This window comes from Nocardia anocheti (assembly GCF_029675105.1).
Taxonomy (GTDB): Bacteria; Actinomycetota; Actinomycetes; order Mycobacteriales; family Mycobacteriaceae; genus Nocardia.
Genome location: NZ_JAQQFV010000004.1, coordinates 49,782 through 76,087, shown reverse-complemented (window position 1 = coordinate 76,087; position 26,306 = coordinate 49,782). Strand labels below are relative to the sequence as shown.

The 26,306-nt window shown below is 71.4% G+C and carries 29 protein-coding genes and 1 other RNA gene; 18 read left to right on the top strand and 12 right to left on the bottom strand.

The window, feature by feature from the left end; genetic code table 11:
* Positions 1-102: 102 nt before the first annotated feature.
* On the bottom strand, positions 103-618 hold the full coding sequence (locus QC180_RS11325) for a gamma carbonic anhydrase family protein (protein WP_278262648.1): 516 nt from the start codon (positions 616-618) through the stop codon (positions 103-105).
* A gap of 383 nt (positions 619-1,001) precedes the next feature.
* Here QC180_RS11325 and QC180_RS30225 point away from each other — a divergent pair, with 383 nt between their 5' ends.
* Together QC180_RS30225 and QC180_RS30330 are read left to right on the top strand one after the other, a co-directional pair.
* The gene (locus QC180_RS30225; protein WP_347567319.1) at positions 1,002-1,217 is read left to right on the top strand and encodes a hypothetical protein; all 216 of its coding nucleotides are present in this window, start codon (positions 1,002-1,004) and stop codon (positions 1,215-1,217) included.
* Positions 1,218-1,400: 183 nt separating this feature from the next.
* The gene (locus QC180_RS30330) at positions 1,401-1,715 is read left to right on the top strand and encodes a zinc ribbon domain-containing protein (RefSeq protein WP_474646437.1); all 315 of its coding nucleotides are present in this window, start codon (positions 1,401-1,403) and stop codon (positions 1,713-1,715) included.
* On the opposite strand, the gene QC180_RS11315 is transcribed toward QC180_RS30330, so the two are convergent.
* Positions 1,712-2,677 (bottom strand): GlxA family transcriptional regulator, encoded by a 966-nt coding sequence (locus tag QC180_RS11315; protein WP_278262647.1) that lies wholly within the window; start codon positions 2,675-2,677, stop codon positions 1,712-1,714. The two genes, QC180_RS30330 and QC180_RS11315, sit on opposite strands and share 4 nt — an antisense overlap.
* 71 nt (positions 2,678-2,748) lie before the next feature.
* On the opposite strand from QC180_RS11315, the gene QC180_RS11310 reads away from it, so the two are divergent.
* The 3 genes from QC180_RS11310 (at position 2,749) to ald (ending at position 5,408) form a co-directional block, all read left to right on the top strand.
* Complete coding sequence (locus QC180_RS11310) at positions 2,749-3,519, top strand: MBL fold metallo-hydrolase (protein ID WP_278262646.1); 771 nt, start codon at positions 2,749-2,751, stop codon at positions 3,517-3,519.
* 63 nt (positions 3,520-3,582) lie between these two features.
* Positions 3,583-4,161, top strand: a complete 579-nt coding sequence (locus QC180_RS11305; protein WP_278262645.1) for a hypothetical protein — start codon at positions 3,583-3,585, stop codon at positions 4,159-4,161.
* Positions 4,162-4,295: 134 nt separating this feature from the next.
* Positions 4,296-5,408, top strand: coding sequence for an alanine dehydrogenase (gene ald, locus QC180_RS11300; RefSeq protein ID WP_278262644.1), 1,113 nt, complete (start codon positions 4,296-4,298; stop codon positions 5,406-5,408).
* 4 nt (positions 5,409-5,412) lie between these two features.
* Here ald and sigJ read toward each other — a convergent pair whose 3' ends face one another.
* Positions 5,413-6,351, bottom strand: coding sequence for an RNA polymerase sigma factor SigJ (gene sigJ, locus QC180_RS11295; protein WP_278262643.1), 939 nt, complete (start codon positions 6,349-6,351; stop codon positions 5,413-5,415).
* A 116-nt stretch (positions 6,352-6,467) separates the two neighbouring features.
* Here sigJ and QC180_RS11290 point away from each other — a divergent pair, with 116 nt between their 5' ends.
* Complete coding sequence (locus tag QC180_RS11290; RefSeq protein ID WP_278262642.1) at positions 6,468-7,382, top strand: cobalamin biosynthesis protein; 915 nt, start codon at positions 6,468-6,470, stop codon at positions 7,380-7,382.
* 32 nt (positions 7,383-7,414) lie between these two features.
* On the opposite strand, the gene QC180_RS11285 is transcribed toward QC180_RS11290, so the two are convergent.
* Positions 7,415-8,281 carry an SURF1 family cytochrome oxidase biogenesis protein gene (locus QC180_RS11285; RefSeq protein ID WP_278262641.1) on the bottom strand — a complete coding sequence of 289 codons (867 nt, stop codon included), beginning with the start codon at positions 8,279-8,281 and terminating at the stop codon, positions 7,415-7,417.
* Complete coding sequence (locus QC180_RS11280) at positions 8,281-8,784, bottom strand: low molecular weight protein-tyrosine-phosphatase (protein ID WP_278262640.1); 504 nt, start codon at positions 8,782-8,784, stop codon at positions 8,281-8,283. Before QC180_RS11280 ends, QC180_RS11285 begins: the two co-directional genes overlap by 1 nt.
* A 44-nt stretch (positions 8,785-8,828) precedes the next feature.
* Between QC180_RS11280 and QC180_RS11275 the strand changes: the two genes are divergently transcribed.
* Both QC180_RS11275 and QC180_RS11270 read left to right on the top strand, forming a co-directional pair.
* Complete coding sequence (locus QC180_RS11275) at positions 8,829-10,076, top strand: pyridoxal phosphate-dependent aminotransferase (RefSeq protein ID WP_278262639.1); 1,248 nt, start codon at positions 8,829-8,831, stop codon at positions 10,074-10,076.
* 150 nt (positions 10,077-10,226) lie between these two features.
* The gene (locus QC180_RS11270; protein ID WP_278262638.1) at positions 10,227-11,342 is read left to right on the top strand and encodes a Nif3-like dinuclear metal center hexameric protein; all 1,116 of its coding nucleotides are present in this window, start codon (positions 10,227-10,229) and stop codon (positions 11,340-11,342) included.
* A 5-nt stretch (positions 11,343-11,347) separates the two neighbouring features.
* Here the strand turns inward: QC180_RS11270 and QC180_RS11265 are convergent, their stop codons facing one another.
* Positions 11,348-11,959, bottom strand: coding sequence for a hypothetical protein (locus QC180_RS11265; RefSeq protein ID WP_278262637.1), 612 nt, complete (start codon positions 11,957-11,959; stop codon positions 11,348-11,350).
* 135 nt (positions 11,960-12,094) lie between these two features.
* Here QC180_RS11265 and QC180_RS11260 point away from each other — a divergent pair, with 135 nt between their 5' ends.
* From QC180_RS11260 to QC180_RS11250, 3 genes are all read left to right on the top strand, one after another.
* A complete protein-coding gene (locus tag QC180_RS11260; protein WP_278262636.1) occupies positions 12,095-12,832 on the top strand; it encodes a zinc ribbon domain-containing protein in 738 nt (245 codons plus the stop codon).
* A gap of 1 nt (position 12,833) precedes the next feature.
* The gene (locus QC180_RS11255; protein WP_278262635.1) at positions 12,834-13,997 is read left to right on the top strand and encodes a bifunctional RNase H/acid phosphatase; all 1,164 of its coding nucleotides are present in this window, start codon (positions 12,834-12,836) and stop codon (positions 13,995-13,997) included.
* Between the two features lie 134 nt (positions 13,998-14,131).
* Positions 14,132-14,821, top strand: coding sequence for a S1 family peptidase (locus QC180_RS11250; protein WP_278262634.1), 690 nt, complete (start codon positions 14,132-14,134; stop codon positions 14,819-14,821).
* A gap of 58 nt (positions 14,822-14,879) precedes the next feature.
* Here QC180_RS11250 and QC180_RS11245 read toward each other — a convergent pair whose 3' ends face one another.
* Positions 14,880-15,767, bottom strand: coding sequence for an alpha/beta hydrolase (locus QC180_RS11245; RefSeq protein WP_278262633.1), 888 nt, complete (start codon positions 15,765-15,767; stop codon positions 14,880-14,882).
* Between the two features lie 36 nt (positions 15,768-15,803).
* Here QC180_RS11245 and rnpB point away from each other — a divergent pair.
* An RNA gene (gene rnpB, locus QC180_RS11240) (RNase P RNA component class A) lies at positions 15,804-16,207 on the top strand.
* Positions 16,208-16,272: 65 nt separating this feature from the next.
* On the opposite strand, the gene QC180_RS11235 is transcribed toward rnpB, so the two are convergent.
* Positions 16,273-16,638, bottom strand: a complete 366-nt coding sequence (locus QC180_RS11235) for a hypothetical protein (RefSeq protein ID WP_278262632.1) — start codon at positions 16,636-16,638, stop codon at positions 16,273-16,275.
* 460 nt (positions 16,639-17,098) lie between these two features.
* Here QC180_RS11235 and QC180_RS11230 point away from each other — a divergent pair, with 460 nt between their 5' ends.
* From QC180_RS11230 to QC180_RS11210, 5 genes are all read left to right on the top strand, one after another.
* The gene (locus tag QC180_RS11230) at positions 17,099-17,377 is read left to right on the top strand and encodes a hypothetical protein (protein WP_278262631.1); all 279 of its coding nucleotides are present in this window, start codon (positions 17,099-17,101) and stop codon (positions 17,375-17,377) included.
* 12 nt (positions 17,378-17,389) lie between these two features.
* Positions 17,390-18,817, top strand: coding sequence for an RNB domain-containing ribonuclease (locus QC180_RS11225; protein WP_278262630.1), 1,428 nt, complete (start codon positions 17,390-17,392; stop codon positions 18,815-18,817).
* Between the two features lie 108 nt (positions 18,818-18,925).
* On the top strand, positions 18,926-20,383 hold the full coding sequence (locus QC180_RS11220) for a WXG100 family type VII secretion target (RefSeq protein WP_278262629.1): 1,458 nt from the start codon (positions 18,926-18,928) through the stop codon (positions 20,381-20,383).
* Positions 20,380-20,685 carry a hypothetical protein gene (locus QC180_RS11215; RefSeq protein ID WP_278262628.1) on the top strand — a complete coding sequence of 102 codons (306 nt, stop codon included), beginning with the start codon at positions 20,380-20,382 and terminating at the stop codon, positions 20,683-20,685. The genes QC180_RS11220 and QC180_RS11215 overlap by 4 nt, the downstream gene beginning before the upstream one ends.
* Positions 20,686-20,689: 4 nt before the next feature.
* Positions 20,690-21,070 carry a hypothetical protein gene (locus QC180_RS11210; RefSeq protein WP_278262627.1) on the top strand — a complete coding sequence of 127 codons (381 nt, stop codon included), beginning with the start codon at positions 20,690-20,692 and terminating at the stop codon, positions 21,068-21,070.
* 28 nt (positions 21,071-21,098) lie between these two features.
* On the opposite strand, the gene QC180_RS11205 is transcribed toward QC180_RS11210, so the two are convergent.
* The 4 genes from QC180_RS11205 to panB all read right to left on the bottom strand — a co-directional run bounded on the left by QC180_RS11205 (position 21,099) and on the right by panB (position 24,517).
* Complete coding sequence (locus tag QC180_RS11205) at positions 21,099-21,956, bottom strand: CHAD domain-containing protein (protein WP_278262626.1); 858 nt, start codon at positions 21,954-21,956, stop codon at positions 21,099-21,101.
* 3 nt (positions 21,957-21,959) lie between these two features.
* A complete protein-coding gene (gene pip, locus QC180_RS11200) occupies positions 21,960-22,922 on the bottom strand; it encodes a prolyl aminopeptidase (RefSeq protein ID WP_278262625.1) in 963 nt (320 codons plus the stop codon).
* On the bottom strand, positions 22,922-23,356 hold the full coding sequence (locus tag QC180_RS11195; protein ID WP_278262624.1) for a hypothetical protein: 435 nt from the start codon (positions 23,354-23,356) through the stop codon (positions 22,922-22,924). The genes pip and QC180_RS11195 overlap by 1 nt, the downstream gene beginning before the upstream one ends.
* A gap of 294 nt (positions 23,357-23,650) precedes the next feature.
* Positions 23,651-24,517, bottom strand: coding sequence for a 3-methyl-2-oxobutanoate hydroxymethyltransferase (panB, locus tag QC180_RS11190; RefSeq protein WP_278262623.1), 867 nt, complete (start codon positions 24,515-24,517; stop codon positions 23,651-23,653).
* A 211-nt stretch (positions 24,518-24,728) separates the two neighbouring features.
* On the opposite strand from panB, the gene QC180_RS11185 reads away from it, so the two are divergent.
* Positions 24,729-26,261, top strand: a complete 1,533-nt coding sequence (locus QC180_RS11185; RefSeq protein WP_474646416.1) for an alpha/beta hydrolase — start codon at positions 24,729-24,731, stop codon at positions 26,259-26,261.
* The last annotated feature ends 45 nt before the right edge of the window (positions 26,262-26,306 follow it).

Sequence of the window (26,306 nt, the reverse complement as noted above, 5' to 3'; positions counted from 1 at the left end):
GCCTCGCGTCTCCGGCACCGGCCGTCGGACTCGTGGCCAAGCGGGATACGCAGGGAAAATGCTAGCAGGAATCCCTACTGGTCGCTTGATCAGTGTGGTGTGTCACAAGACCTCGGCGTCGCGATGGGTCGCGAGATTGTGCAGATACACCGCCGCGTTGAGCTTGATCCCGTCCTGCTGCGCCTGGTTCAGCTCCCGGCGCACCTTGCCCGGCACCCCGGCCACCAGCGAACCGGGCGGGATCTGGGCGCCCTCCGGGATCAGGGCGTTGGCCGCGATGAGCGTGCCCGCGCCGATCACCGCGCCGTTGAGCACGGTGGCACCCATGCCGACGAGCACGTCGTCACCGATGGTGCAGCCGTGCAGAATCGCGTTGTGCCCCACCGAGACTCCGGTGCCGACGGTGAGCGGGAAGCCGGGGTCGGCGTGCAGCACACAGCCGTCCTGGATATTGGTGCGCGCGCCGATACTGATCTGCTCGAGGTCGCCACGCAGCACCGCCGAGTACCAGACGCCCACCTCGGCGGCCAGACTCACCCGGCCGATCACGGTCGCGTTCGGCGCGATCCAGGCAGTGTCGTCGATTTCCGGCGTGAATCCGCTCACCTTGATGATCATCGGTGAAGCTCCGAGGAAGCCCCCGGCGTTAGCCGTGGGGAGGAATCGGTGTGCAGGTCAAACGTTCTTTTGGTTCTCGACATAGCGTTTGACAACCTCCAGTGTTGCGGCGCCGACCGTGGCGACGAAGTGAATTGGTACATAATGTAGGTGGTCTCGAGGTGAGGGTGGGGAAACTCCTGCCGGAGCAGGCGTGAGGACCGGCCCTTGATCTCGAGGCGACCCTCGATGCGTCCGCCGATGTGTATTCGAACGTATGGGCGAGACCGTGCGCTACACCTACCGATTGCGCCCCGGCGCAACGGCGGCTCCGACTGCCGAACAAGGTGGTGATCCCGGTCGTATGGTCGCGGGGACTGCCATCTGAACCGACCTCGGTACGGGTGTACCGCGACAGCCTCGGACACTGGTACGCGAGTTTCGTTGTCCGCCGCGAAGCCACTGCCGAACCCGACACCGGCGGGGAGATCGGCATCGACTGGGGCGTGAAGGGCACCGCGACCGCCACTGACCCCGACTACGACCTGCCCTACGGTGGTCACCGCAAACGCTGTGCCGCCGAACTCGCTCGCGCGCAACGCAAGATGGCGCGCAGGTGACGGCCGCGAGGCCAAGCGCCCAGCAACGGCTACCAGCAGGCGCGTCGTGCAGCCGCGCGGCTGCACAAGAAGGCCGCTCGTCAGAACACCCACGCCGCGCGCGTATGGGCGGCGCGGGTGGTGGCAGACCATCAGGTGATCGCGGTCGAAGACTTCAAACCGAAATTCCTCACCCGTTCGACCATGGCAGGTAAAGCCGCTGACGCGGCGATCGGTGCGGCCAAACGAGAATTGATCGAACGGGCGTCGCGGGCGGGCCGGAAGGTGGTGTTGGTGCCGCCTGCTTACACGACCATGACGTGTGCGAGCTGCGGAGCGAGAGCCTGCGGACACACCGCAGACCGCGACCGCAACGCCGCCCGAGTGATCTTGGCGGCCACGGTAGAACTCGACCGTGTCAGCGTTGACGGCGTAAGACATTGTTGGCCTCCCTCCGGGGCGGTCGATGGTGCGGTCCGAGCTGGAAATCCCCCGGCTTCAGCCGTGGGGAAGGGTTAAGAGGACAGTATGACGCCCCGGAATTGCGCCCGATGGGCGGCCGGGCTGGTGCCGAGGGTGCGGTGGAAGTGGTGGCGCAGGCTCACCGCGCTGCCGAATCCGGTGTCGGTGGCGATCCGGTCGACGGTGTCGTCGGTGGATTCCAGCAGCAGCCGCGCGTGATCGATGCGCTGTCGCAGCAGCCACTGCTGCGGGCTGGTGCCGGTGCGTTCGCGGAAGCGGCGGGTGAAGGTGCGTCGGGACATGTGCGCCCGGCGCGCCCAGGTGTCCAGGTCGACGGCGGTGTCGAGATGTCCACGCGCCCAGACCATCGCGAATTCGATCGGATCGTCGGTGGCCGCGTCGGGCACCGCGACCGGGATGAACTGGGCCTGCGAGCCGCTGCGGTGCGGCGCGGTGACCAGCGCGCGGGCCAACTCGGTGGCGGCGCGGGCGCCGAGATCGCCGCGCACGATGTGCAGGCAGCAGTCGAGCGCGGCCGCCACGCCCGCCGAGGTGATCAGGTCGCCGAGGTCGGTCCAGAGGGTGTCGGCGCGCACGCGTACGGCCGGGAAGGCCGCGGCCATGGCCTCGGCGGTGGCCCAGTGGGTGCTCAGTTCGCGGCCGTCGGCCAGGCCGGTGGCCGCGATGGCCCACGAGCCCAGGCACAGTCCGACCAGGCGGGCGCCCCCGGCGTGGGCGGTGCGCACGGCCTCGATGAGCGCCGGGGACGGGTCGAGGTCGCGCTGCCAGCCGGGGAAGACCACGGTGTCGGCGGTGGCGACGGTGTCCAGGCCGTCGCGCACGGTGATGTCGAATCCGGCGGCGGTGGTGAGGGTTCCGGGGCGTTCGGCGCAGACACGCACGTCGTAGGGCCAGTCCGGGCGATCGATCCCGGTGCCGGTGCGGCCCAGGACGAGGGTGGGCACCGCGAGGTGGAACGGGCTGATCCCGTCGAAGGCGACGACCGCGACCTTGTGCATGGCCCGATCTTAGCGATAGATGGCCTGTAGGCCACTGTCCAGCGGGGTTGCCATCGGCCAGAGTTGATCGCATGACCGAGATGCTCACCCGCCCCGCCCTCGCAGCCGCGCTGCACATCGGCGGCCCGACCCTGCGCTTCCGCTACGCGGGCCTGACCTGGCTCACCGATCCCACCTTCGATGAGCCGGGCGAGTATCCCGGGCCGATCACCCTGCACAAGCTCAGCGGACCGGCCGTTCCGCTCGAGGATCTCGGTGCCGTCGACGTCGTCCTGCTCTCCCACGACCAGCACGCCGACAATCTCGACGCCGCGGGCCGGGAGTTGCTCCCGCGCGTCGAGACCGTGCTGTCCACGCCGGAGGCGGCGAGCCGGATCGACGGGGTGCGCGGTCTGGCGCCCTGGGAGACGGTGACGCTCGGGGCCGCGACGGTCACCGCGGTGCCCGCGCTGCACGGGCCGCCGGGATGCGAGCCGGTCACCGGCGCGGTGACCGGGTTCGTGCTGCGGGCGGCGGGGGAGCCGACGGTTTATGTCTCCGGCGACAACGCGTCGGTGGAACTGGTGGCGCGGATCGCCGAGCGGGTCGGCCGCATCGACGCGGCGGTGCTGAATATCGGCGCCGCCAATGTCGGCCGGTTCGGCGACAGCGATGTGACGCTCAACGCGCGCACCGCCGTCGCGGCCGCCGCCCTGCTCGGTGACGCCATGATCGTGGCGGTACACGCCGAGGGCTGGGGGCATTTCAGCGAGTCACTGGACTACCTCGAGCGCACCTTCGCCTACGCCGATCGTGCCCATCAGCTCTACATCCCGGTCCGGGGCGAACTGTTCTCGGTCTGAGGTTTCGATCCGCTCCCGCGTCGGATCGGCGCGGGATTTCCGTTGTGTGAGAAGAGGTTCGCAGTGCTGAACAGGGAACAGGGCGCGCTGCGTCGCGGGACGGCCCGGCTGGTGCTGGCCGTGCTCGCGCCGGTGTTGATGCTGGTGGCGTGCTCGTCGGGCGGGGACGGGGATGGTGGGTCGGTGTCGAGCACGGTGTCGGCGAGCTCCGCCGCGCGGACGACGGCCCCGGCGAGTTCCACTCCCGCGCCGAATGATTCGGGTGGCTCGCAGCCCGAGTCGTCGTACTACCGGTCGCCCGCCCCGAGCACCCCGGACGGGGGGACACCCGCCGAGATCCCGCCCGGCTACAACTGTGTCCCCGGCCCGGACTGCGGTACCGACAGCTGCGGCCACAACGAGTGCGGTGTCCCGGAGATCCCGCCCGGCCACAATTGCGTTCCTGGCCCGGACTGCGGCACGGATACCTGCGGCCACAACGAATGCGGCGTGACCACCCCTCCGTCCACCACTCCGCCCGCGACGAGCACCCCCACGCCGCCGCCGACCACCACGCCGGTGACCACCTCGTCTCCGGCACCGTCGACCACGGTCCCCGCGGCGGACACCACAGCCCCGACCAGCCCACCGATCCCCGCCTGACCGGTCGACCCCTTCCGATCCGCGCGGCCGACCTGTCCCGGACTCGCCCGCCGGTCCCGGCCGGGCCGCGCACCGGATTCGACACGCGACGGCGGGCGGGTGGTTCGGGCCGGATGCCGTCCTAGGCTGGGCGGATGACACGAACTGGCGGGATCGTGGGGGTGCCGAAGGAGGTCAAGCCGCAGGAGTTCCGGGTGGCGTTGACCCCCGCCGGGGCGGCGGAGTTGCGCGCGCACGGGCACGAGGTGCTCGTGCAGGCCGGTGCGGGAGCGGGTTCCGGGTTCGCCGACGCGGACTACGTGGCCGCCGGTGCGCGCATCGTGGACGAGGCCGCGCGGGTCTGGGGTGAGGCCGATCTGGTGTTGAAGGTGAAAGAGCCCATCACGCAGGAGTATTCGCTGCTGCGGCGCGAGCAGGTGTTGTTCACCTACCTGCATCTGGCGGCGTCGAAGGAGTGCACCGACGCGATCCTCGCCGCGGGCATCACCGCCATCGCCTACGAGACCGTGCGCGCTGCGGACGGTTCGCTGCCACTGCTCGCGCCGATGAGCGAGGTGGCGGGCAAACTCGCCACCCAGGTCGGCGCGTATCACCTGATGGCGCCGCTGGGTGGTGAGGGCGTGTTGCTCGGGGGCGTGCCCGGTGTCCGCCCGGCCGACGTGGTGGTGCTCGGTGGCGGGGTGGCTGGCACGAACGCGGCGACCATCGCGGTCGGCATGGGAGCGAAGGTGACCGTGCTCGACACCGATCTGGCCCGCCTGCGCACACTCGACGCCCGCTTCGCCGGTCGCGTCGGCACCCTCGCCTCGCACGCGCTCGAGATCGACAGGGCCGTGGTGGGCGCGGATCTGGTGATCGGCTCGGTGCTGGTGCCGGGGGCGAAGGCGCCGAAACTGGTCTCCGACGAACTCGTGGCGCGGATGCGGCCCGGCGCGGTCCTCGTCGACATCGCCGTCGACCAGGGCGGCTGCTTCGCCGCCACCCGTCCCACGACCCACGCCGAGCCCACCTTCCCGGTGGCCGACACCCTGTTCTACTGCGTGGCGAACATGCCCGGCGCGGTCCCGCACACCGCCACCATCGCCCTCACCAACGCCACGCTGCCCTACGCCCGCCAGATCGCCGACCGGGGCTGGCGCGCCGCCTGCACCGCCGACCCCGGCCTGGCCGCCGGTCTCACCGCCGACGCGGGCAAACTCCTCTCCGCCCAGGTCGCCGCCGCGCACGGCTACTCGCTGGGCGCGTGAGTCCTCAGCGGCCGCCGCCCAGGTACCAGTCGGGGGCGCCGTCGACGGGGAGGTCGCGGAGTTTGTCGGGATTGCGGACGACATTGATGGCGACGATGCGGCCGCAGTCGACGACGAAGGAGAACACGCCGATATTGCTGCCGTCGAACACGACCAGACCAGGCAGGCCGTTGACCAGGACGGCACGGCCCCAGCCGTCGGTCGCCGAGGGGGCGTGGTACCAGCCGAGCAGCAGCTTGGCGATGAGTTCCGCGCCGCGCACCGGCTGTCGGATGGCAGGCACCTTGCCGCCGCCGTCGGCGGTGAGCACGACCTTGTCGTCGAGTACGCCGAGCAGCGCGCTCAGATCGCCCGAGCGCCAGGCCAGCGCGAAGGCCGAGACGACCTGTTCCTGCTCGGCCGGGGAGGCCGGGAAGCGCGGGGTGCCGGTCTCGACGTGTTTGCGGGCCCGCGAGGCGAGCTGCCGGACCGCGGCGGGGGTGCGGCCGACGACCTCGGCCACCTCGGGACCGCTCATCCCGAACACGTCCTGGAGCACGAACGCGGTGCGCTCGGCGGGCGAGAGCGATTCGAGCACCACGAGCAGCGCGGTGGTGACACGCTCGTCCTGGGAGAGGCGATCGGCCGGGTCGTCCCAGGTGGTGACCTCGGGTTCGGGCAGCCACTCGCCGACGTACTGCTCGCGGCGGGCACGCGCCGACCCGAGGTGGTCGAGCGCGAGCCTGCCGGTGACGGTGCTGAGCCAGGCGCGCAGATTCTCGATCTCCCCGGCCCGGCCCGCCTCGTGATGGCGTTGCAGGCGCAGCCACGCGTCCTGCACCACGTCCTCGGCGTCACTGAGACTGCCCAGGGTGCTGTAGGCCAGGCGCCGCAGGTAGGGGCGGTGCTCCTCGAAGCGGCGGGCCAGTTCGGCCTGGTCGAGGGGGTGCGGTGCGTCGGTCATCGTGGTCGCCGTTCGGTGGTCCGGCCCGGTGCGGGCGAGGGGGGAAATGCCGTCACAGTGAGGACGAACCATCGCGGGCGGGTGTGACATTCCCGCGTTCGGGCTACTCTCGCCCGGTGCAGAAGGGGACATCGACGGCGGCCGGGTTGCTGCTGGGATTCGCGCTCGACCGGGTCTTCGCCGATCCACGCCGCTGGCATCCGGTGGCCGGATTCGGCACGGCGGCAGCGGCCTTGGAAGAGCGTACCTACCTCGACGCGCGCTGGGCCGGGATCGCGCACGAGGCCGTGGCGGTGGGGTCGGTGGTCGGGATCGGGGTGCTGGCCGCGCGCGGCGGCACGATCGCGACGGCGCTGGCGACCTGGACCGCGCTCGGCGGCCGGAGCCTGGCCCGCGCCGGGCGCGAGATGGCCGACCGGCTCGACGCCGATGACCTGACCGCCGCCCGCGCCCTGCTCCCATCGCTGTGCGGCCGTGACCCGTCGGTGCTCGACGCCGACGGACTGGCCCGCGCCGCCCTGGAATCCATCGCCGAGAACACCTCCGACGCGACGGTCGCGCCGCTGCTGTGGGGTGGCGTCGCCGGGGTGCCCGGCCTGCTCGGGTACCGGGCGGTGAACACCCTCGACGCCATGATCGGCTACCGCAACGAGCGCTACCGCAAGTTCGGCTGGGCCGCCGCCCGCGTCGACGACCTCGCCAATCTGGCGCCCGCCCGCGTCACCGGCGCGCTCACCGCCCTGCTCGCCCCGCTGGTCGGTGGTACTCCGGCCGCGGCGTGGCGGGCCTGGCGGCGGGACGCGTCGAAACACCCGAGCCCGAACGCGGGTGTGGTCGAGGCGTCGATGGCCGGTGCGCTCGGTGTCCGGCTGGGTGGTCGCACGCAGTACCGGCACGGCGCGGAACTGCGTCCGACGCTCGGCGACGGACCCGTCCCGACCACCGCCGATCTGCGTCGCGCGGTGCGGATGTCGGAGGCGGTGCAGGTGGGGGCGCTGGTGGTGTCGATGGTGGTGGCGCTGACCCGATAGGGCGCCGACGAGTCCGCGTTTGTCGTCGCGGGTCAGCGCGATCGGCCGTAGCGGTCGGCCAGGCGGGCTTCGGTGGTCGTGGCCGCGGGTTCGGGCTTCGTGGTGGTCTCGTCGGGGCGCGGGACCGTCGGGGTCTGTGCGCGTTCGCGGCGGCGGGCGCGGAGTTCGGCGAAGACGAAATAGCCGAGGCCGAGCGGGGCCATGATGCCGAAGGCCAGCCATTGCAGGCCGTAGGAGAGGTAGGGGCCCGCGTCGAGTTGGGGGAGTGGCGACGGGGTGAAGGCGCCCGGCTGCCCCTCGGCGAGTTGGAGGTAGCCACCCTTGTCGGTGCCGGTCGGGACGGGGGTCAGGGCGAGGTCGAGGACGGTCGATTCCTGGGTGGTGTCGACCGTGTAGACCTGGCGATAACCGTCCTGGGTGCTCGGCGCCTTGTCGGGGACCACACCCTCCGACGCGCGCACCCGGGCCTCGAGCCGCTGCGTGCCGGTCGGCGGCTCGGCGATCGTGGGCGGGCGGGTGCCGTCCACGGCGGCGACCAGGCCGCGATCGATCAGGACGGTGCGTCCGTCGTCGAGCCGGAACGCCGACAGCACCGCGTAACCGGGCGCGCCGTCGAGGTGGCGCAGCCGGACCAGCACCGTCGAATCGGGCACATAGCTGCCGGTCGCGGTCACCTTCCGCCACTCGGTGTGGGCGGTCGGGTCACCGGCGAGCACCTCGGTGACGGCGACCGGATCGGCCTGGACGGAGTCGGCGATCAGCTGATTGCGGTGCTCGGTGCTGGTGTTCTTGCCCAGCTGCCAGGGCGCCAGCACCGTGAAGCACAGGTAGGCGAACGCGGCCACGATCACCGCGAGGATCAGCCAGCTGGGGCGCAGCAGGAAGGTGAGGCGGCGCATCAGTGCGGCGCGTCCGCGGGAGAACGGGTGTCGAGCGCGGCGCGCACCCACTCGAGCAGGCCGGGCACGGCGGCCTCGATCTGGTCGCGGACCAGGTCGAATCCGGCCTGGTCGCCGTAGTAGGGGTCGGGCACGTCGACGCCGTCGGCGGCGGGATCGAAGCTGCGCAGCAGCCTGCGTCGTTCGGTGGGGACGCCACGGTGGGCCAGTTCGCGGTCGTGGCCGGTGTCGAGGACCACGATCAGGTCGGCGTCGCGGTGCTCGTCGCCGAAGGTGGCCGCGACGTGCTCGGTGGCGTATCCGGCCCGGCGCAGGGTCGCCTCGGTCCTCGGGTCGGCCGGATCGCCGACATGCCACGAGCCGGTGCCCGCGCTGGTGACCCGTACCCGGTTCGCCAGACCGGCCCGGTACAGATGCGCCGCGAACATGTTCGCGGCCATCGGCGAGCGACAGATGTTCCCGGTACAGACAAACGTCACGTGAATCGCTCCCACGCGACCCATTGTCGCCCGAGCCGCCGAAACGGCGCCACGTAGGGTGTTCAGTTGTGTTCGAGGACTCGGTCGACCCCGCGATGCTGCGCCACCACGGCGACGTCGACGCGCGCTCGGGCATGCTCGACTTCGCCGTGAACGTCCAGGGCCTGGCCCCGCCGCCCTGGCTGCGTGAGCGCCTGGCCGCGCGCCTGGCCGACCTCGGCCGCTACCCCGGCGCCGCCGACGACCTCGCCGCCCGCACCGCCGTCGCCACCCGCCACGGCCGCGCCCCCGACGAGGTCCTGCTGCTGGCGGGCGCCGCCGAGGGCTTCGCCCTGCTGCCCCGCCTGCGCCCGCGCCTGGCCGCCGTCGTCCACCCGTCCTTCACCGAGCCCGAACTGGCCCTGCGCGACGCCGACGTCCCGGTCACCCGCGTGATCCTGCCCCGCCCCTACACCCTGGACCCGGCCCTGATCCCCGAGGAAGCCGACCTCGTCGTCCTCGGCAACCCCACCAACCCCACCTCGGTCCTGCACCCGTCGCACACCCTGCACGCCCTGCGCCGCCCCGGCCGCCTCCTCGTCGTCGACGAGGCCTTCGCCGACGCGGTACTCCCGACCGGTCCGGCCCCTTCGTCCCTCGGATCGTCGGGTGGCCCGGTGCGCGCCGGTTCCAGCCCTTCGGGCGCTGCGCCGCGACCCTGCGGTGGCCCGACGCGTGGCGCGGCCGAGGCAGGCCGCCCAGCGCGGTCGCCGGGCGATCCGGGTGGCGAGCCGAGCGAAGACGCAGTCCCGGGTGGCGAGCCGAGCAACGATGCGGCCGCGGGTGACCCGGAGTCGTTGGCTGGTCTGCGGGCGCCGGATGTGCTGGTGTTGCGGAGCCTCACCAAGACGTGGGCATTGGCGGGGTTGCGCTGCGGGTATGCCCTCGGGGCGCCCGAGGTGCTGGCCCGGCTGACGCACGGTCGCCCGCACTGGCCGCTGGGCACCCTCCAACTCGAGGCCATCACCGCCACCGCCGAACCCGCCGCGGTCGCCGAGTCCCGCCGCTACGCCCAGCGCATCGCCGCCGACCGGGCCGCCATGATCGCGCGCCTCACCAGCCTCGGCCTCGACGTCCACACCCCGGCGACCGGTCCGTTCCTGCTGCTGCGCGTCCCGGACGGCGCCCTGCTGCGCAAACGTCTCGCCGATCGCGGCATCGCCGTGCGCCGCGCCGACACCTTCCCCGGCCTCGGCCCGGATCACCTGCGACTGGCGGTCCGCGGACCGGCCGAGGTCGACCAACTCATCGACGCCCTCCGCACGGCGCTGTGGTGACCCCACCGCGCGCTCGGCGCCACCCGCTGAACGGGACCGTCAGGATTCCGTACACCGGTGCGCACCTCGGGGTGATCGACCATGCTTGTGCCGCACCGGGTTCGGTGCGCGGATGATGACGGCGATCCGGGTGGAACGAAGGAGACAGCGGTGACCGACCTGGCCGAACTGATCGGGGTGCTCGACGCGGCGTATCCGCCGAAGCTGGCCGAGTCGTGGGATTCGGTGGGACTGGTCTGCGGTGACCCCACCCAGCGGGTCGACAAGGTGGTCTTCGCCGTCGACGCCACCGCCGCCGTGGTCGACGAGGCGATCACCTGGGGCGCGCAGGCGCTGGTCGTGCACCACCCGCTGCTGCTGCGCGGGGTCGACACCGTCGCCGCCGACACCCCGAAGGGCGCGCTGCTGCACCGCCTGATCCGCTCCGGCTGCGCCCTGTTCTCCGCGCACACCAACGCCGACTCCGCCGACCCCGGTGTCTCCGACGCGCTCGCGGCCGCCGTCGGCCTCACCGTCACCGGCCCGCTCGACCCCAAACCGATGGTCCCCGTGGACAAGTGGGTCATCCAGGTCCCGCGCACCCACACCGCCTCGCTGATGTCGGCACTGTTCACCGCGGGCGCCGGTGCCATCGGCGACTACCGCGAGGCCGCCTGGTACACCACCGGCACCGGCCAGTTCCGGCCCGTGACGGGCGCGAACCCGGCGATCGGCACGATCGGCACCGTCGAGACCGTCAGCGAGGACGCGGTCGAGGTGGTGGCCCCGCCGACTTCGCGCCTGGCCGTGCTGGCCGCCCTGCGCGCCGCGCATCCCTACGAGGAACCGGCCTATCACGTCACCGAACGCGCGCCGCTGCCGTCCTCGCTCGGCATCGGCCGCATCGGCGAACTGCCCGAACCCGAGACCCTGCGCGCCTTCACCGAACGCGTCGGCGCCGGGCTGCCTCGCACGGTCTGGGGCGTACGCGCCGCCGGTGATCCCGACCGTCTCGTCCAACGCGTGGCCGTCTGCGGCGGCGCGGGCGACTCGTACCTCGGCGCCGCGATCCGCGCGGGCGTCGACGCCTACCTCACCTCCGACCTGCGCCACCACCCCGTCGACGAACACCTGCGCCGCGGCGGCCCCGCCATCATCGACGCCGCCCACTGGGCCACCGAGTTCCCCTGGTGCGCCCAAGCCGAACAGTTCGTCCGCACTGCCCTCCCCACCCTCACCACCCGCGTCTCCACCCTGCGCACCGACCCCTGGACCGTCACCGGCTGACCGCCTCATCGGTACGGTTGTCGCGGACCGGACCAGGCATGGGCGAAATCGGGGTGGACGCGCAGCGTGACGGACCCCGCGTCGGGCGCGATCGTGGCCACGAGGTAGCGGTCCATGCGGGCGAAGAACACCGGGCCCAGACCCACCGCGAAGATCAGGACCAGGATCCCCGCGGCCCCGCAGAGGACCGCGAACGAGGAGGGCGCGGCCAGATACAGGCCCCCGCCCAGCACCAGCGGGAACAGACTGCAGACGTAGTAGGCGATCAGTGTCTTGACACGTGTGTCGCTGCGGGCGGCACACCGCTCGCATTCCGGCCAGGTGGCCTTGACCACGGCGGTGGGCTCGTTGCAGTCGATGACGAGGCGGCCGAGGACGAGTTTCTTGATCGTCTCGTAGAACAACCGGCCGAATCCCTCCTGACGATAGGAGCCCGGCTTGCCCCAGAAGCGGAGGTTCTCGTCCCTGGGCCCGGTCGCCGGTCGTCCGTGCACGAGGCATACCGGGGGCAGCGCGGTGGCCAGGGTCAGCTGGAGCTGCCGCTGCTCGCCCAGGGGATCGAACACGTGCGGGCGCAAGGGCAGGACCACGTCAGTGGCGGGCGTCGAGGAGGTCACACGGACTTGGACGCACCAGCGAGCCGATCGGTTCCCTCCCACCCCCGACTCCTTCGGGTCCCGGCATGACCACCCCCCTCGGCGCGGTACGGTTGACCAACCCATCCGTCCACCGTGTTCAGGAGTTCGTGCGCGTTGAATGTCGAACCGTCGGTCCAGTCCAAGCTGTTGCAGCTCGCCGCCGTCGATGCCGAGCTGACGCGGATCGCCCACCGGCGCACCGCGCTGCCCGAACAGCGGGAAGTGGCCCGGCTGGCCGCCGAGCGCACCGGTTACAAGGACGCCGCGGTCGCGGTGGAGATCGGTATCGACGACCTGGATCGTGACATCCGCAAGCTCGAGGGCGAGGTCGACGCGGTCCGCAAGCGCGAGGACCGCGACCGCGCGATGCTCACCTCCGGCACCGTCGCGGCCAAGCAGCTCTCCGAGATCCAGCACGAGCTGGGCAGCCTGGAGCGGCGCCGCTCGGTGCTCGAGGACGAGCTGCTGACCGTGATGGAACAGCGCGAGGCGATGGCCGCCGACCACGATCACGCCGGTGCCCGGCTCAGCAAGGCCGAGCAGGACCTGGCCGACGCCGAACGCCTGCGCGACGAGGCGATGGCCGACCTGGCCGTGGCCCAGCAGCGCTGCGAGACCGACCGCGACGGGCTGATCGGGCTGTTCCCCGACGACCTGCTCGCCGTCTACGACAAGCAGCGCGCGGCCCACGGCGTCGGCGCGGCCCTGCTGCAGGCCCGCCGCTGCGGCGCCTGCCGGATCGAGATCGACCGCGGCGAGATGCAGCGCATCGCCAAGGCCGCCCCCGAGGCGGTGCTGCGCTGCCCCGAGTGCGGCGCGATCATGGTGCGCACCAAGGAATCCGGGCTCTGAGGTGTCACCGACGGAGGTGATCGTCGAGGCCGACGGCGGTTCGCGCGGCAATCCCGGCCCGGCCGGGTACGGCGCGGTCGTCTTCGACGCCGACCACGCGCGGGTGCTGGCCGAGCGCAGGGAATACGTGGGCGTGGCCACCAACAATGTGGCCGAATACCGCGGTCTGCTGGCCGGTTTGGCGGCCGCGGCCGAACTCGGCGCCCGGGTGGTCCGGGTGCGGATGGACTCCAAGCTCGTCGTCGAACAGATGTCGGGACGCTGGAAGGTCAAGCACGCGTCGATGATCCCGCTCGCCGAACAGGCTCGCGCGCTCGTCGCCGGATTCGATCGGGTCGACTTCACCTGGATCCCGCGCGCGCAGAACTCCCACGCCGACCGGCTGGCCAACGAGGCGATGGACGACGGCGCGCTCGTCGGCACGGTCCGTGAGGCCGTGGCGGCGGGCCACACGCCGAGCGACCAGGCGCCCGCGCCCCGGTCGACCGAGGTAGCGAAAACCGCCGCCGCCCACCCCATCTCGTCACCTGGCTGGACCGGCGCCGTGGGCAGGCCCACCCGCCTGCTGCTGCTGCGCCACGGCCAGACCGCGCTCTCGGTGGAGCGCCGCTACTCCGGTCGCGGCAACCCGCCGCTGACCGATCTGGGCCGCGAACAGGCCGAGCGCGCGGCGAAGATGTTGGCCGCCAAGGGCGACATCGCGGCCGTCGTGAGCTCGCCGCTACAGCGTGCCCGCTCCACCGCCGAGGCCGCGGCGACCGCGCTCGGTGTCGGCGTGCGCGTCCTCGACGGACTCACCGAGACCGATTTCGGCAACTGGGAAGGACTCACCTTCACCGAAGCGGCCCAGCGTGATCCGGACCTGCACGCCGCCTGGCTGGGTGACCCGTCGCTGCCCGCCCCCGGCGGGGAGAGCTTCGATCAGGTGCGTGAGCGCATCGAGGGCGTGCGGCGCGATCTGGTCGCGCTGTATCCGGGGCAGAACGTGGTGGTGGTCAGTCACGTCACCCCGATCAAGACCCTGCTCCAGCTGGCGCTGGGCGTCGGCCCGTCACTGCTGTACCGCCTGCACCTCGACCTCGCCTCGCTGTGCGTGGCCGAGTTCTACCCCGACGGCGGCGCCTCGGTGCGGCTGGTCAACGACACCTCGTACCTGGTCGGTTAGCCGCGACCACCCCCACGGGGTACGGTCGGCGCTGGCCTGCGGCCGCGTAACGATCACGCCCGCGCCCCCGAAAGGTTCACGGGCGCGCGGAATGCCGCGGCCATCGAGAAAGGTACTTGATGAGGTTTCTACGGATGGCGGCGTTCGCGGCGGCCATCGCGGGGGCGCTCACCGCATCCGCGGGCGCGGGTGGTGTGTCGGCCGATCCGAGCGTGGTGCTCGGCGCGGCCTCGGGCATCGTCTTCGACAACAACTCCGGCTGCTCGCTGACCACCATCGGGCACGACAACGCGGGCAGGCTCGTCGGCATCACCGCCGGACACTGCGCCCCGACCGGTGCCAGGGTCGGCGCCGAGCAGGCGCTGCACGCCGGGGTGATCGGCACCGTCGCCTTCTCCGACGACGGCGAATACCTGGACTTCGCGGTCCTGCAACTGGACGCGGCCAAGGTGCTGCCCGTGCGCACCGTCGGCCAGACCACCGTCGCCGGGATCGGCGCGGCGCCCGGACCCGGCACCACGGTGTGCTCGGACGGCCGCACCAGCGGTCGCAGCTGCGGCGTGGTGTGGGGTGAGCTCGAGGGCACCTCGATCAACCAGTACTGCTCGCAGCCCGGCGATTCCGGCGGCCCGGTCGTGGTCGGCGATCGCCTGGTCGGCATGAACCAGGGTCGGCTCACCGGCCTGGGCCCGATCGACTTCGACGTCCCGTGCACGGGCGGCGCGAACCCGATCCACTCGCCCGCCTACTTCCAGCCCATCCAGGTCATCCTCGATGTGCTGAATCGCGCGGGTGGCGTCGGCGCGGGCTTCCAGCCCATCTGAGCGACGAACCCGGCGGGGGCGCGGCGGCCGAACCTGGCTGCCGCGCCCCCGTTGTCGTTCAGGGGCGCAGGATCGAGACCAGGAAATCGGTCTGGTCGCGCACGACCTGTTCGAAGACGTCGTCGAAGTAGACGTCGAAATGGCCCACCGGATACTGCTTGACCACCGCGTGCTTGGTGCGCTCGGCCGCCTTACGGGTGGGCGCGGCCGGGGCGATCGAATCGTGTTCGGCGATCGCGTAGAACACCGGGACCTTCACCGCTTTCGCCCGGCGACCCGGCGCGTCGAACAGCGTCGAGAACGCCACCCGCGCCGAGACTTTCGGCTCGTAGGTCGCGCTCTCCTCGGCCAGTCTGCCGTAGCCCTCCGGCACGTCCGAGGCGCTCATCAGCGCGGCCGAGCGCTTGCGCCCGGCCAGCCGGATGCCGATCGGCTTGCGCCGGATCGGGCCGACCAGCAGGTCGGTGGCGGCGATGGTGGCCACCTTGGTCAGGCTGATCGGGCCCTTGGCCATCGACGAGGCCCAGCCGCTGGTGAACGGCACCTGCGCGACCACCGCGGCGATGTAGTCGTCGTCGGGGGCCACCGCGAGCACGTGCCCGCCGCCGAAGGAGGTGCCCCACAGCGCGATCCGGGTGGCGTCGAAGCCACGGATGCTGCGCGCGTAGGCGATCGCGGCCTTCCAGTCCTCCCGCTGCCGGGCGATGTGCAGCAGCTGGCGCGGTGCGCCCTCACTGCCCCCGAAATGCCGGTAGTCGAACGCCAGCACCCCCATCCCCGCCGCGACGAACCGCCGCGCATACCGATCCAACCCCATTTCGCGGGTTGCCCCCAGCCCGTGTCCCATGATCACCAACGGTCGCGGCCGGGGCGCACCGTCGGGCAGGTAGAGCCAGGCAGCGCACTGCTGGTCACCCGAGGGGAAACTGACGTCGACACGTTCCATGAGAGCTAACCGTACCGAGTAGGCTGTAGCGGCGGACGAGTCGGCCGGGCGACCGCGGCAACGGGAACGGGCACACAGTGTCGCTGCCCGTGGCCGAGGAAAGTCCGGACTCCACAGAGCAGGGCGGTTGTCAACGGCAACCCGGGGCGACCCGCGGGACAGTGCCACAGAAAACAAACCGCCGCGCGCGAGCGCGGTAAGGGTGAAACGGTGCGGTAAGAGCGCACCAGCGCCCCGGGTGACCGGGGCGGCTAGGTAAACCCCGCCCGGAGCAAGGTCGAAGGTCGCACCTCGCGGTGCGGCTGCGCAGGTGTTCGAGGGCTGCTCGCCCGAGCCTGCGGGTGGACCGCTCGAGGCACCCGGCGACGGTGTGTCCAGATGGATGGTCGCCACCCGGTGTGAACCGGGGACAGGATCCGGCTTACAGGCCGACTCGTCCGCCCTCGAACGACGAAGCGGCGCTCCCCACTCGGGGAGCGCCGCCTCGCGTGTGCCGGAACCGGCCTCAGCACATCAGCTTGGACATCTCGTAGATCGCCTGCGCCTCTTCGGTGGTCGCGGCGGTGGCGCCGTTCTTCGCGTTCTTCTCGATCCCGGCGACCACATCGTCCTTGGACTTGCCCGCGGTGATGTCGGCACAGGTCTTCGAGAGCAGTCCGCTCAGCGCGGCGTCGTCGCGGCCCTCGGCCAGTTTGGGGAAGGCGTTGCGGTAACTCACCACGAACATGCCCGCCTTGCTCGCGTCGAGCTGGGCGGTGGGGGCGGCGGTGGTGGATGCGGGCTCGGTGGCCGCGGAATCGTCGCCACAGCCCGCCAGCAGCAGGGCGAAGACGGTGGCACTGGCCGCGAGGGCGGCGGTTGTTCTACTCACGCAGCGGGATGCTAATGCCCCGGAAAACGCGCCGCCTCCCGTCGGATGAACGGGAGGCGACAGGTTGAAGATCTGTTCGGCGTCAGCTATGCGGGGTTGATCACCAGCAGCTGGGCCCAGTACGCAGCCTGGTCCGGGCCGAGGATCGGCAACAGGTAATCGAAAAGCAGCGACGACATACGCTCGGAACTCCCCTTTATCGAAGTGGGTGCTGCACGGCCCCGGCGTCTGCCGGGGGTGCCGCCGACACAGTAACAACTGCCGCCGAACGTGTGTCGGGTCGGTGAAAATGCGCAGGAACTCGCCGGGAACGTGAGGGAGGTCATAGAGTGTTCGCCGTCGGTCCGGCTCGCCGCCGATCGTGGCGAGTCCAACACATTCGATCGTGGAAGCAGGTCACATTCACATGCGGGTAGTTCGTTCCATTGTCGCCGGTGCACTGATCGCCGGAGCCGCTGCGGTGCTCACTTCGCTGGGCGCGGGCTCGGCGAGCGCGGTCGCGGTGACCCCGCTGGCGGGCGGGGTCCAGGTCGACCTCAGCCCCTCCGATACCGCCTGGGTCCACCAGACCCGGTTCGGCCTGACCGTCGCGGGTCTGCCGCACCCCTCGGCGGCCTCCTTCGGCCAGGCGCTCGACGCCGCGGCCGCGGTGTCCTCGACCGTGCCCAACGGCCGGGTCACCTTCACCGTGTACGGCCCGTTCGACCAGCTCAACGGGACCATGCTGGCACTGCAGTAATACGCTGCACGGATGGAACTCCATCCGCGGATCGTCTCGGCGCCGGTCGACTTCGGCGCCATCCGTTCCGAATTCGGGCTGGCCTCGGACTATCCGGCCGAGGCCGTCTCGGAGGCCCGCGACGCGGTCGACGCGTTCGCGGGCACCCGGGTCGACCGGACCGACATCGAGTTCGTGACCATCGACCCACCCGGCGCGCTGGATCTGGACCAGGCGCTGTGCCTGATCCGCACCGACACCGGCTTCACCCTGCACTACGCCATCGCCGATCTGGGCGCGGTGATCGTGCCGGACAGTGCGCTCGACCGCGAATCCCTGGCCCGCGGCCAAACCTTCTACCTGCCCGACGGCACCGTGCCGCTGCATCCGCCGGTACTGTCCGAGGACACCGCCAGTCTGCTGCCCGAACGCGACCGCCCCGCCGCCCTGTGGACGATCGAGCTCGACGCCGCCGCCGTGCCCCGCTCGGCCACCGTGACCCGCGCGCTGGTGCGCTCGCGCGCCCGGCTCGACTACGCCGGAGTGCAGGCCGACGCCGACGCGGGCACCCTCCATCCCTCGATCGCCGCGCTGCCCGAATTCGGCAAGCTGCGCATCGAGGACGGCTTCGACCGCGGCGCCATCTCGCTGCGCCTGCCCGCCCAGGACGTGGTGCGCGACGGCGAGAACTGGCGGCTGGAACTGGAACCACGCACCGAGGCCGACGACTGGAACGAACAGGTCTCCCTGCTCACCGGCATGTGCGCGGCCCGGATCATGCTCGCGCACCAGGGAACTCCGCTCGGCCTGCTGCGCACCATGCCACCGCCCCCGCCGGGCGCCGTCGAGTCCATGCGCCGCACCGCCGCCGCGCTCGGCCTCACCTGGCCCGACGCGATTCCGGTCGGCCGGTTCCTGGCCGGGCTCGACGCCAACTCGGCGGAGTCGCTGGTGCTGATGTCGGAGGCCACCACGCTGCTGCGCGGTGCCGGTTACACGCTGCTGGAAGGGCTCGACGACCTCGGTCCGGATCGGCTGACCCACAGCGCCATCGGCGCCCCCTACGCCCACGTCACCGCCCCGCTGCGGCGCCTGGCCGACCGCTTCACCACCGAGATCTGCCTGGCCTACTGCGCGGGCACCGAGGTGCCGCGATGGGTCAGCGACGGGCTGGCCGCGGCCGTGGACACGATGCGCCGCACCGACGCCGTGGCGGGCAAGGTGGACCGCGCCTGCGTCGACCTGACCGAGGCCACCGTGCTGCGCCCGCGCGTGGGCACCGACTTCGACGCGGTCGTCCTACGCGCCGCCGAGGGCTCCCGCGACGCCGAGATCTTCGTCGCCACCCCACCGATCCTGGCCCGCTGCACCGGCGAACCCCCCGAAGGCCACACCGTCCGCGCCCGCCTCACCGCCGCCGACCCCACCACCCGCACCCTCGCCTTCACCTACGTCCCCTGATCATCGCCGCCCGTCTGTCGGTGCCCGTGGTTATAGTGGCCGCCGAAGGGGTTCCGGGACGAAAAAGGGGGGCACGATGACTGTCGGCGCACACCGGGAGAACTCGGCGTGAGTACCGCGCAGCAGACGGCGGGAACACTCACCACCACACAGGTACTGGCCTGGCGACCGGCGACGCTCACCGCGCGTGGGGACACCTGGTCGGCGCAGGCGGGCAAGCTCGCCGCCTTCGATGATGCGAACCACCGCGCGGTCGACGCCGGTCGCGACTTCTGGCAGGGGAGTGCCGCAGAGGCGATGCGGGCCGCCCACGAGCAACGGCGCACCACTACCAGGACGTTCCTCGCCGCGCTCCAGGACGGCGCCGCCGCGGCACGATCCGGGGCGGACTCCCTCGACGCCGCCCGCACCGCGCTGGCCGATGCCATCCGCACCGCGGAGGGCAAGGGCTACACGGTCGCCGAGGACGGCACCGTCAGCCTGTCGGCGAGCACGCACCAGACCCTGCTCTCCCAGCTACCCGACGCGTCGTCGTACACGACCGCAGCTGGGGCGTTGCAGGTCGACGCCGATGCCGCCACCGCGTCGGTGAAACAGACATTGGAAGCCGCGCGCACCGCCGCCGACACGGTGACGAGCGCCGTCGAGAAGGCCTTCGCGGGACTGCCGGAGGGCGACTCCCCGATCCAGACCGAGGTGCCGATCAGCTCGGCCCCGATGAACGATTCGGCTCGTCGCGAGGCGTCGGCGGCGGCCTTCCGCAAGGTGTTCGGTCGCGACCCGTCCAGCAATGTCGACTGGGAGACCGCCCTGGCATTGAACCCCGAGAGCACCGACCCCAAATACAAGGGTGTCGACGCCGAGATCAAGGTCGTGCGCATCGAACCGGTGCCGGGGCAGGGTGTGGTACGTACCTCGCAGTGGATCGAGCAGGAGAAGGTCTTCAACGTCCCGAAGGACCTGGGCGACAACCGCACCAACGATCCGAACTTCGATCCCGAGCACGCCCGGGTGACCACCTACGTCGACTACGAGAACGGCATCGTCGTCGTGCGGCAGAATCCGTCGGTCTCGACCAACGGCGAGGTGGATGTCAAAGCGCCCGAGGCCACGGTGTGGCAGGCCGCCGACGGGTCGGTACGCGTGGACTATGACGCGGGCAATCCGCATTCGCCCGATCCGTCCGGCATCTGGACGGTCAACGGCGACGTGGTCTTCGTGCCGGGCCAGAACGGTGCGGACGTCACCGTACACGGCACCCGTACCGATTATCCCTCCCTCGAGGTGTACCAGGAACGTCAGGATGGGAGCGTGAAGGAGATCGCCATCGACCCGGCGGTGACCGGCGGCGAACACGGGCCGGTCGCGAATCTGCCTTTCCACCATGAGGTCCCGGGCTCGGACATGAAGGTCTTCGACAAGTTCAAGGCCATCCAGCAGTTCCCCGAAGGCGACCCGGGACCGGGCTATCCGGGCACCTACGATCTGCCCGGCACCACAGCCGGTGGGGTCGACGATCCACCCGTGGTCCGCAAGATCACCCCGAGCGATATGCCACTGGGATGAGCGCGCTGATCCCGCCGGACCAGCGGTACTGGATGAGTGCGACTCTCGCGGTGGTGGTGTTCGCCGTGCTCGCCTACGCGGTGGCGTTTCTCGCCGCGGCGCTGCTGGACGGCATGACCGGTCTGCCGGAGCGGTGGGCGTTGCCGGTCGGGTCGCTCACCGGTGTTCTGGTCGCGGTGCCGGTGGCGATGGTGCTGCGGCGCTGGGACGGGCGGGAGGTGGCGCGGGGGATCGCAGCGGGGCTGCTGGCCGCTGGCGGGCTGAACGTGGTGGTCGGTGTCGGCGTCGGAATCCTGGGGTAGACGGATGAACGACACCGAGATCGAGGACGTGCAGGAGGAGTTGAGGGCTTTCGGGCCGTGGAGCTTCGGCACCGTGGCGGTCGTTTTCACCCTGGCCGCGCTCTACGCCCTGGCCGGGCAGGACGTGGTCCTGCCGGAGGTGAGCATGCCGGTTTGGCTGGTGTTCGTCCTCGGCTGGGGGGTGGCGTTGTGGGTCGGCGGTCGGGCTCGTGAGATCGCGGTGGGGGTGTTGCTCGGTGCGTTCGGAATGATGCTGCCCGCGCTGCTGTATCCGGCGATCCTGGTTCTCGCGGTCGCCCTGCCCGCGACGGCGGTGTGGGCGGTAGTGGTCGCGGTGCGTCGACGACGTCGTCCGGCGGGAACCGGAGCCGCCCCGTCCGGGTAGCGCGGGAGGCGGCGAATTCGGCTCTGTCTCAGGGAGTTCCGGTGACGAAGGCGGCGGCGGCGGGGTAGCGGGCCAGGGCTTGGCCCGCGGCGACTTCCTCGGCGTCGGCCAGCAGCTCGAACAGGGTGGCGCCGGTGGGGGCCAACTCGGCGGCGGCGGCCTGGATGGCCTCGCGGGATTCGACGGCGTCGCGGTGATCGCCCAGGACGGTCTGCAGGCGCTTGGCCCGGGTGCCGAGATCGGCGGCGGCGTCGCCGAGCACCTCGCTGGCCGCCTCGCAGGAATAGCGCAGCCGCTTGGCGCCCTTGCGGATGTCGTGCAGCAGCTCGACGCGGTCGGCGGGGGCGGCGGTCGGTTCGGCGAGGACCAGGGCGCGCAGCCGCTTGCGGTCGCGGCGTAGCACGCGCTCGAAGGCGCTGGCGGCATCGGTGTCCGCGGCGTCGGTGGTGAGCGGGGGATCGGTGCGCCAGTCGGTGAGGGTGTCGGCCAGGCGGCGGTAGCGGTCGCCGTCGAGGGTGGTGAGGACCTCGGAGTGGCCGGTGGCGTACACGTGCCGGGACGCGCCCACCAGTGCCCGGATCACCTCGACCGGGACGTCGTCGTGGTCGCGCAGCAGGTTCTTGAAGCGGGCGGCGCGCACCTCGGCGTCACGGGCGACCCCGAGGATGTCGGCCAGCCACTTCAGTTCGCGCGCGGTGGTTTTCGAGTGGTCGCCGGTGAACAGCGCGCGATAGGAGCGCAGCACGCTGCGCAGCCGTCGGGTGGCCACTCGCATCTGGTGCACCGAGTCGTCGGCGTCGGCGCGCACGTCGGGTTCGGCGGCCAGCAGCCGATCGATGTCCTCGCGCAGGGCGTCGCGCAGGGCGGTCGCAGCCGTGGTCGCCATGATTCAGTCTCGCTTCCCGAACGCGTCGGTCGCCGTCACCAGGTGGTGGGTGATGCCGGGCTCGTGCGCGGTGTGTCCCGCGTCCTCCACGATGTGCAGGGTGGAGGCGGGCCACGCGGTGTGCAGGTCCCACGCGCTGACCGCCGGGCAGACGATGTCGTGGCGGCCCTGCACGATCACCCCGGGGATGTCGGCGATCCGATCGATGTCACGCAGCAACTGTCCCTCGTCGAGGAATCCGCCGTGCCGGAAATAGTGGTTTTCGATGCGGGCGAAGGCGAGTGCGAAGCGCGCCTCGCCGGTCTCGGCGATCCGATCCGGTTGCGGCAGCAGCGAACTCGTCGCGCCCTCCCACGTCGACCAGGCCACCGCGGCATCCAGCGCGACCTGTGGATCGTCGGCATGCAGCAGCCGATGATAGGCCTCGACCAGGTCGCCGTCGCGCTCCTCGACGGGCACCGGTGCGAGGAACTTCTCCCACTCGGCCGGGTAGACATTGCCCGCGGCGCCGTTGTAGTACCAGTCGATCTCCTTACGCCGCAACAGGAAGATGCCGCGCAACACCAGTTCGGTGACCCGCTCCGGATGCGCCTGCGCGTAGGCCAGGCCGAGCGTGGAGCCCCACGACCCGCCGAACACCTGCCAACGCTCGATGCCGAGCCGAGCGCGCAGCAGTTCCATATCGGCGATCAGGTGCGCGGTGGTGTTGGTCTCCAGACTCGCGCCATCGGCGATGTGCGGCACCGACTTTCCGCAGCCGCGCTGATCGAAGAGCACGATCCGGTACACCGCCGGATCGAAGAAGCGCCGCTGCAGCGGCCCGGCGCCGCCGCCGGGACCGCCGTGCACGAACACCACCGGCTTGCCATCCGGGGCACCGCTGACCTCCCAGTACACCGACTGGCCGTCACCCACCTCGAGCAGCCCGTGCTCGAACGGCTCGATCTCGGGGTAGAGATCGCGCATCAGAAGGCCAGTCCGGCAGCGAGATTCGGCAGTTCCAGCGCGGTGAGCGCCTCGGTGCGGACATCGGCGCACGCACCGGTGGTGACCCGGTCGACGATGGCCTTGTCGGCCAGCACCTGGGCGTTGATGCCGCCGTTGCGCAGCGCCCACTCGTGCACCATCGCGTTGAGCGAGAACCGGCCCAGCGTCGGGCCCTGCACCCGGAAGTTCGACAGCTCGGGCCGGATCATGTCGCACAGCTGGGTGGCCGCGGCGTCGCTGATGGCCACGTCACCGGGCTTGGCGGCCGTGGTGGTGGTCGCGACGGCCGAGGTGGTGGTGCCCGCCGCACCGTCCTGGGCGGGTTCCGCGCTGCCACAGGCGGTCAGACCCGCGACGGCGAGCGCTCCCGCCAGCGAAAAGACGGTTCGGGAAATCCAGCGACGATGCGGCATCGATACCTCTGACTACTCGGAGACTGACACTCCCGAGTCTGCCACTGTGTTTGTTGGAGCGCTGGCGCGCTCGAGGTCGCGGCCCCTGGGGGCCGCCGGTCAGGCGCCGTTGCTTGCTCCTTCGTCGCCTACGCAACGGCGCCTGACCGGCGGCCCGGCCGCGACCGGCCGACTTCGTCGGCCGCCGCTCCTCGGGGTCGCGGGTGCGGGGTTGGGTTTGTTGGGACGCTCGCCCGGCCGCGACCGGCCACTGCTCCTCGGGGTCGCGGGTACAGGGCCGGTGGTGCGGTCGGGTCAGAAGCTGTGTTCGGGGCCGGGGAAGGTGCCCTGGCGGACTTCTTCGGCGTAGGCGGCGGCGGCGGAACGGAGTTCGTCGCCGACGTTGCCGAAGCGCTTGACGAACTTGGCGGTCTTGCCGCTGGTGTATCCGGCCATGTCCTGCCAGACCAGCACCTGGGCGTCGCAGTCGGCACCGGCGCCGATGCCGACGGTGGGGATGGTGAGTTTGTGGGTCACCTGGCCCGCCAGTTCGGCGGGGACCATTTCCATGACCACCGAGAACGCACCGGCCTCCTGCACGGCGATGGCGTCGGCGATGAGCTGTTCGGCGCCGTCGCCACGGCCCTGCACGCGGAAGCCGCCGAGGGTGTTGACGCTCTGCGGGGTGAAACCGATGTGGGCCATCACGGGGATGCCCGCGGCGGTGATCAGCGCGATCTGCTCGGCGACACGTTCGCCGCCCTCGAGCTTCACCGCGTGCGCCAGGCCCTCTTTCATGAAGCGGGTGGCGGTGGCCAGCGCCTGCTGCGGCGAGGACTCGTAGGTGCCGAAGGGCAGATCGGCCACGACCAGCGCGTGCGGGGCGCCGCGGACCACACCGCGCACCAGCGGGATGAGCTCGTCGACGGTGATCGGCACGGTGGTGTCGTAGCCGTAGACCACATTGGCGGCGGAATCGCCGACCAGCAGCACCGGGATGCCCGCCTCTTCGAACAGGCGCGCGGAGGAGTAGTCGTAGGCGGTCAGCATGGACCAGCGTTGGCCCTCGGCCTTCATCTGCTGCAGATGCTGGACGCGGGTCTTGCGGCGAGGCTGCTCGGTCGGGGCGGGTTCGGCGGGAGCGGCACCGTAGGCAGGGGTCTGCTCATCGGATACGGACATCATCGTCCCTTTCGTCTGGTTCCTCGAGGCCCGTAGCGGGTCCCCGGGTTTTTCTGACGAATCCAGTGTGCCACCCGCGCCCGGGGCCTCTTAAGGGGCCGGCCGGTGTGATCGGTCACACCGACGGCTCGGCTACCGTGACAGCGAGCCCATTCGTGTGGATCGGGCGCATCGTGCTGTGCGCCCCGGTGGCGCGGAAAGGTGGGCCACTGTGCAGCGAGGTCGGCTCGTCCTCACCCTCGGCGCGCTCTGCGCGCTGGTCGTCACCGGTTGCTCCGCCGAGCAGGCGGCCCCGAGCGCGCCGCTGCCCCCGCCGCCCGCCGGGCTGGACCGCTTCTACGACCAGCAGGTCGAGTGGGGTTCGTGCGCGGAGTACGGCAGCCCGGACGACCGGTTGCCACCCAATGCCCAGTGCGCGCGGGTCACCGTGCCCGTCGACTACGCGCGCCCGGACGGCGAGACCGCCCAGATCGCGCTGTCGCGCATTCCGGCGACCGGGAAGAACAAGATCGGCTCGCTGCTGTTGAACCCCGGTGGACCGGGTGTGTCCGGCCTGTCGATGGTCGGCATCGGCAACCGCACCCCGCTGGCCGAGCGCTTCGACCGCGTCGGGTTCGATCCGCGCGGTGTCGGCTCGTCGCTGCCCGCGATCGTCTGCCTGTCCCCGCAGCAGGCCGACGCCGAACGCGCCGAACCCCCGCTGGACAACACCCCCGAGGGCATCGCCGCCGCCGAGGCCGACAACCGCGAGTACGCGGGTCGCTGCGCCGAACGCACCGGCACCGACCTGCTCGCCCACGTCGGCACCCGCGAGGTGATCCAGGACATGGACGTCATCCGGGCCGCGCTCGGCGACGCGAAACTGAGCTACCTGGGCTACTCCTACGGCACCCGGCTGGGCTCGGCCTACGCCGAGAAGTTCCCGCAGAACGTGCGCGCCATGGTGCTCGACGGCGCGGTGGACTCCTCCCAGGACCCGGTCCAGGAATCGCTGCGCCAGGCCGCGGGCTTCCAGGGCGTGTTCAACGCCTACGCCGCCGACTGCGCCACCCACGCCGAATGCCCGCTGGGCACCGATCCGGCGCAGTCCGTGGCCCGGTTCCGCGAGCTGGTCGGGCCGCTGGAGACCACCCCGGCCGCCACCGCCGACCCGCGCGGGCTCAGCTACGGCGACGCCATCACCGGCGTGCAGCAGGCGCTCTACACCGACGACCTGTGGAATGTGCTCACCCAGGGCCTGCTGGAACTGCGCGAGGGCAAGGGCGACACCCTGCTGCAACTGGCCGACATGTACGACGGCCGCCGCGAGGACGGCACCTACGCCAACACCCAGGACGCCTTCAACGCCATCCGCTGCGTCGACGACCCGCGCGTCACCGACCCGGCCGTCACCGGCAAACAGGACAGCGAATACCGCAAGGCCGCGCCCTTCCTCGACGACGGCAAGGGCACCGGCGCCGCGCCCCTGGAACTGTGCGCGTCCTGGCCGGTTCCCAACACCAGCACCCCGCACCGCATCTCGGCGCCGGGCCTGCCCCCCGTCATCGTGGTCTCGACGACCGAGGACCCGGCCACGCCGTACCAGGCGGGCGTCGACCTGGCCGAGCAGTTGGGCGCCGAACTGATCACCTTCCGCGGCAACCGGCACACCGCCGCGCTGGTGGCGGGGGACCGCTGCCTCGACGACGCGGTCGTCGACTACCTCGTCGAACTCACCACGCCCGCCTCCGATCTCACATGCTGAGAGGTCCCGGGACGGCGTCGTGGCCGGTGAGAGGCACGCGCACCG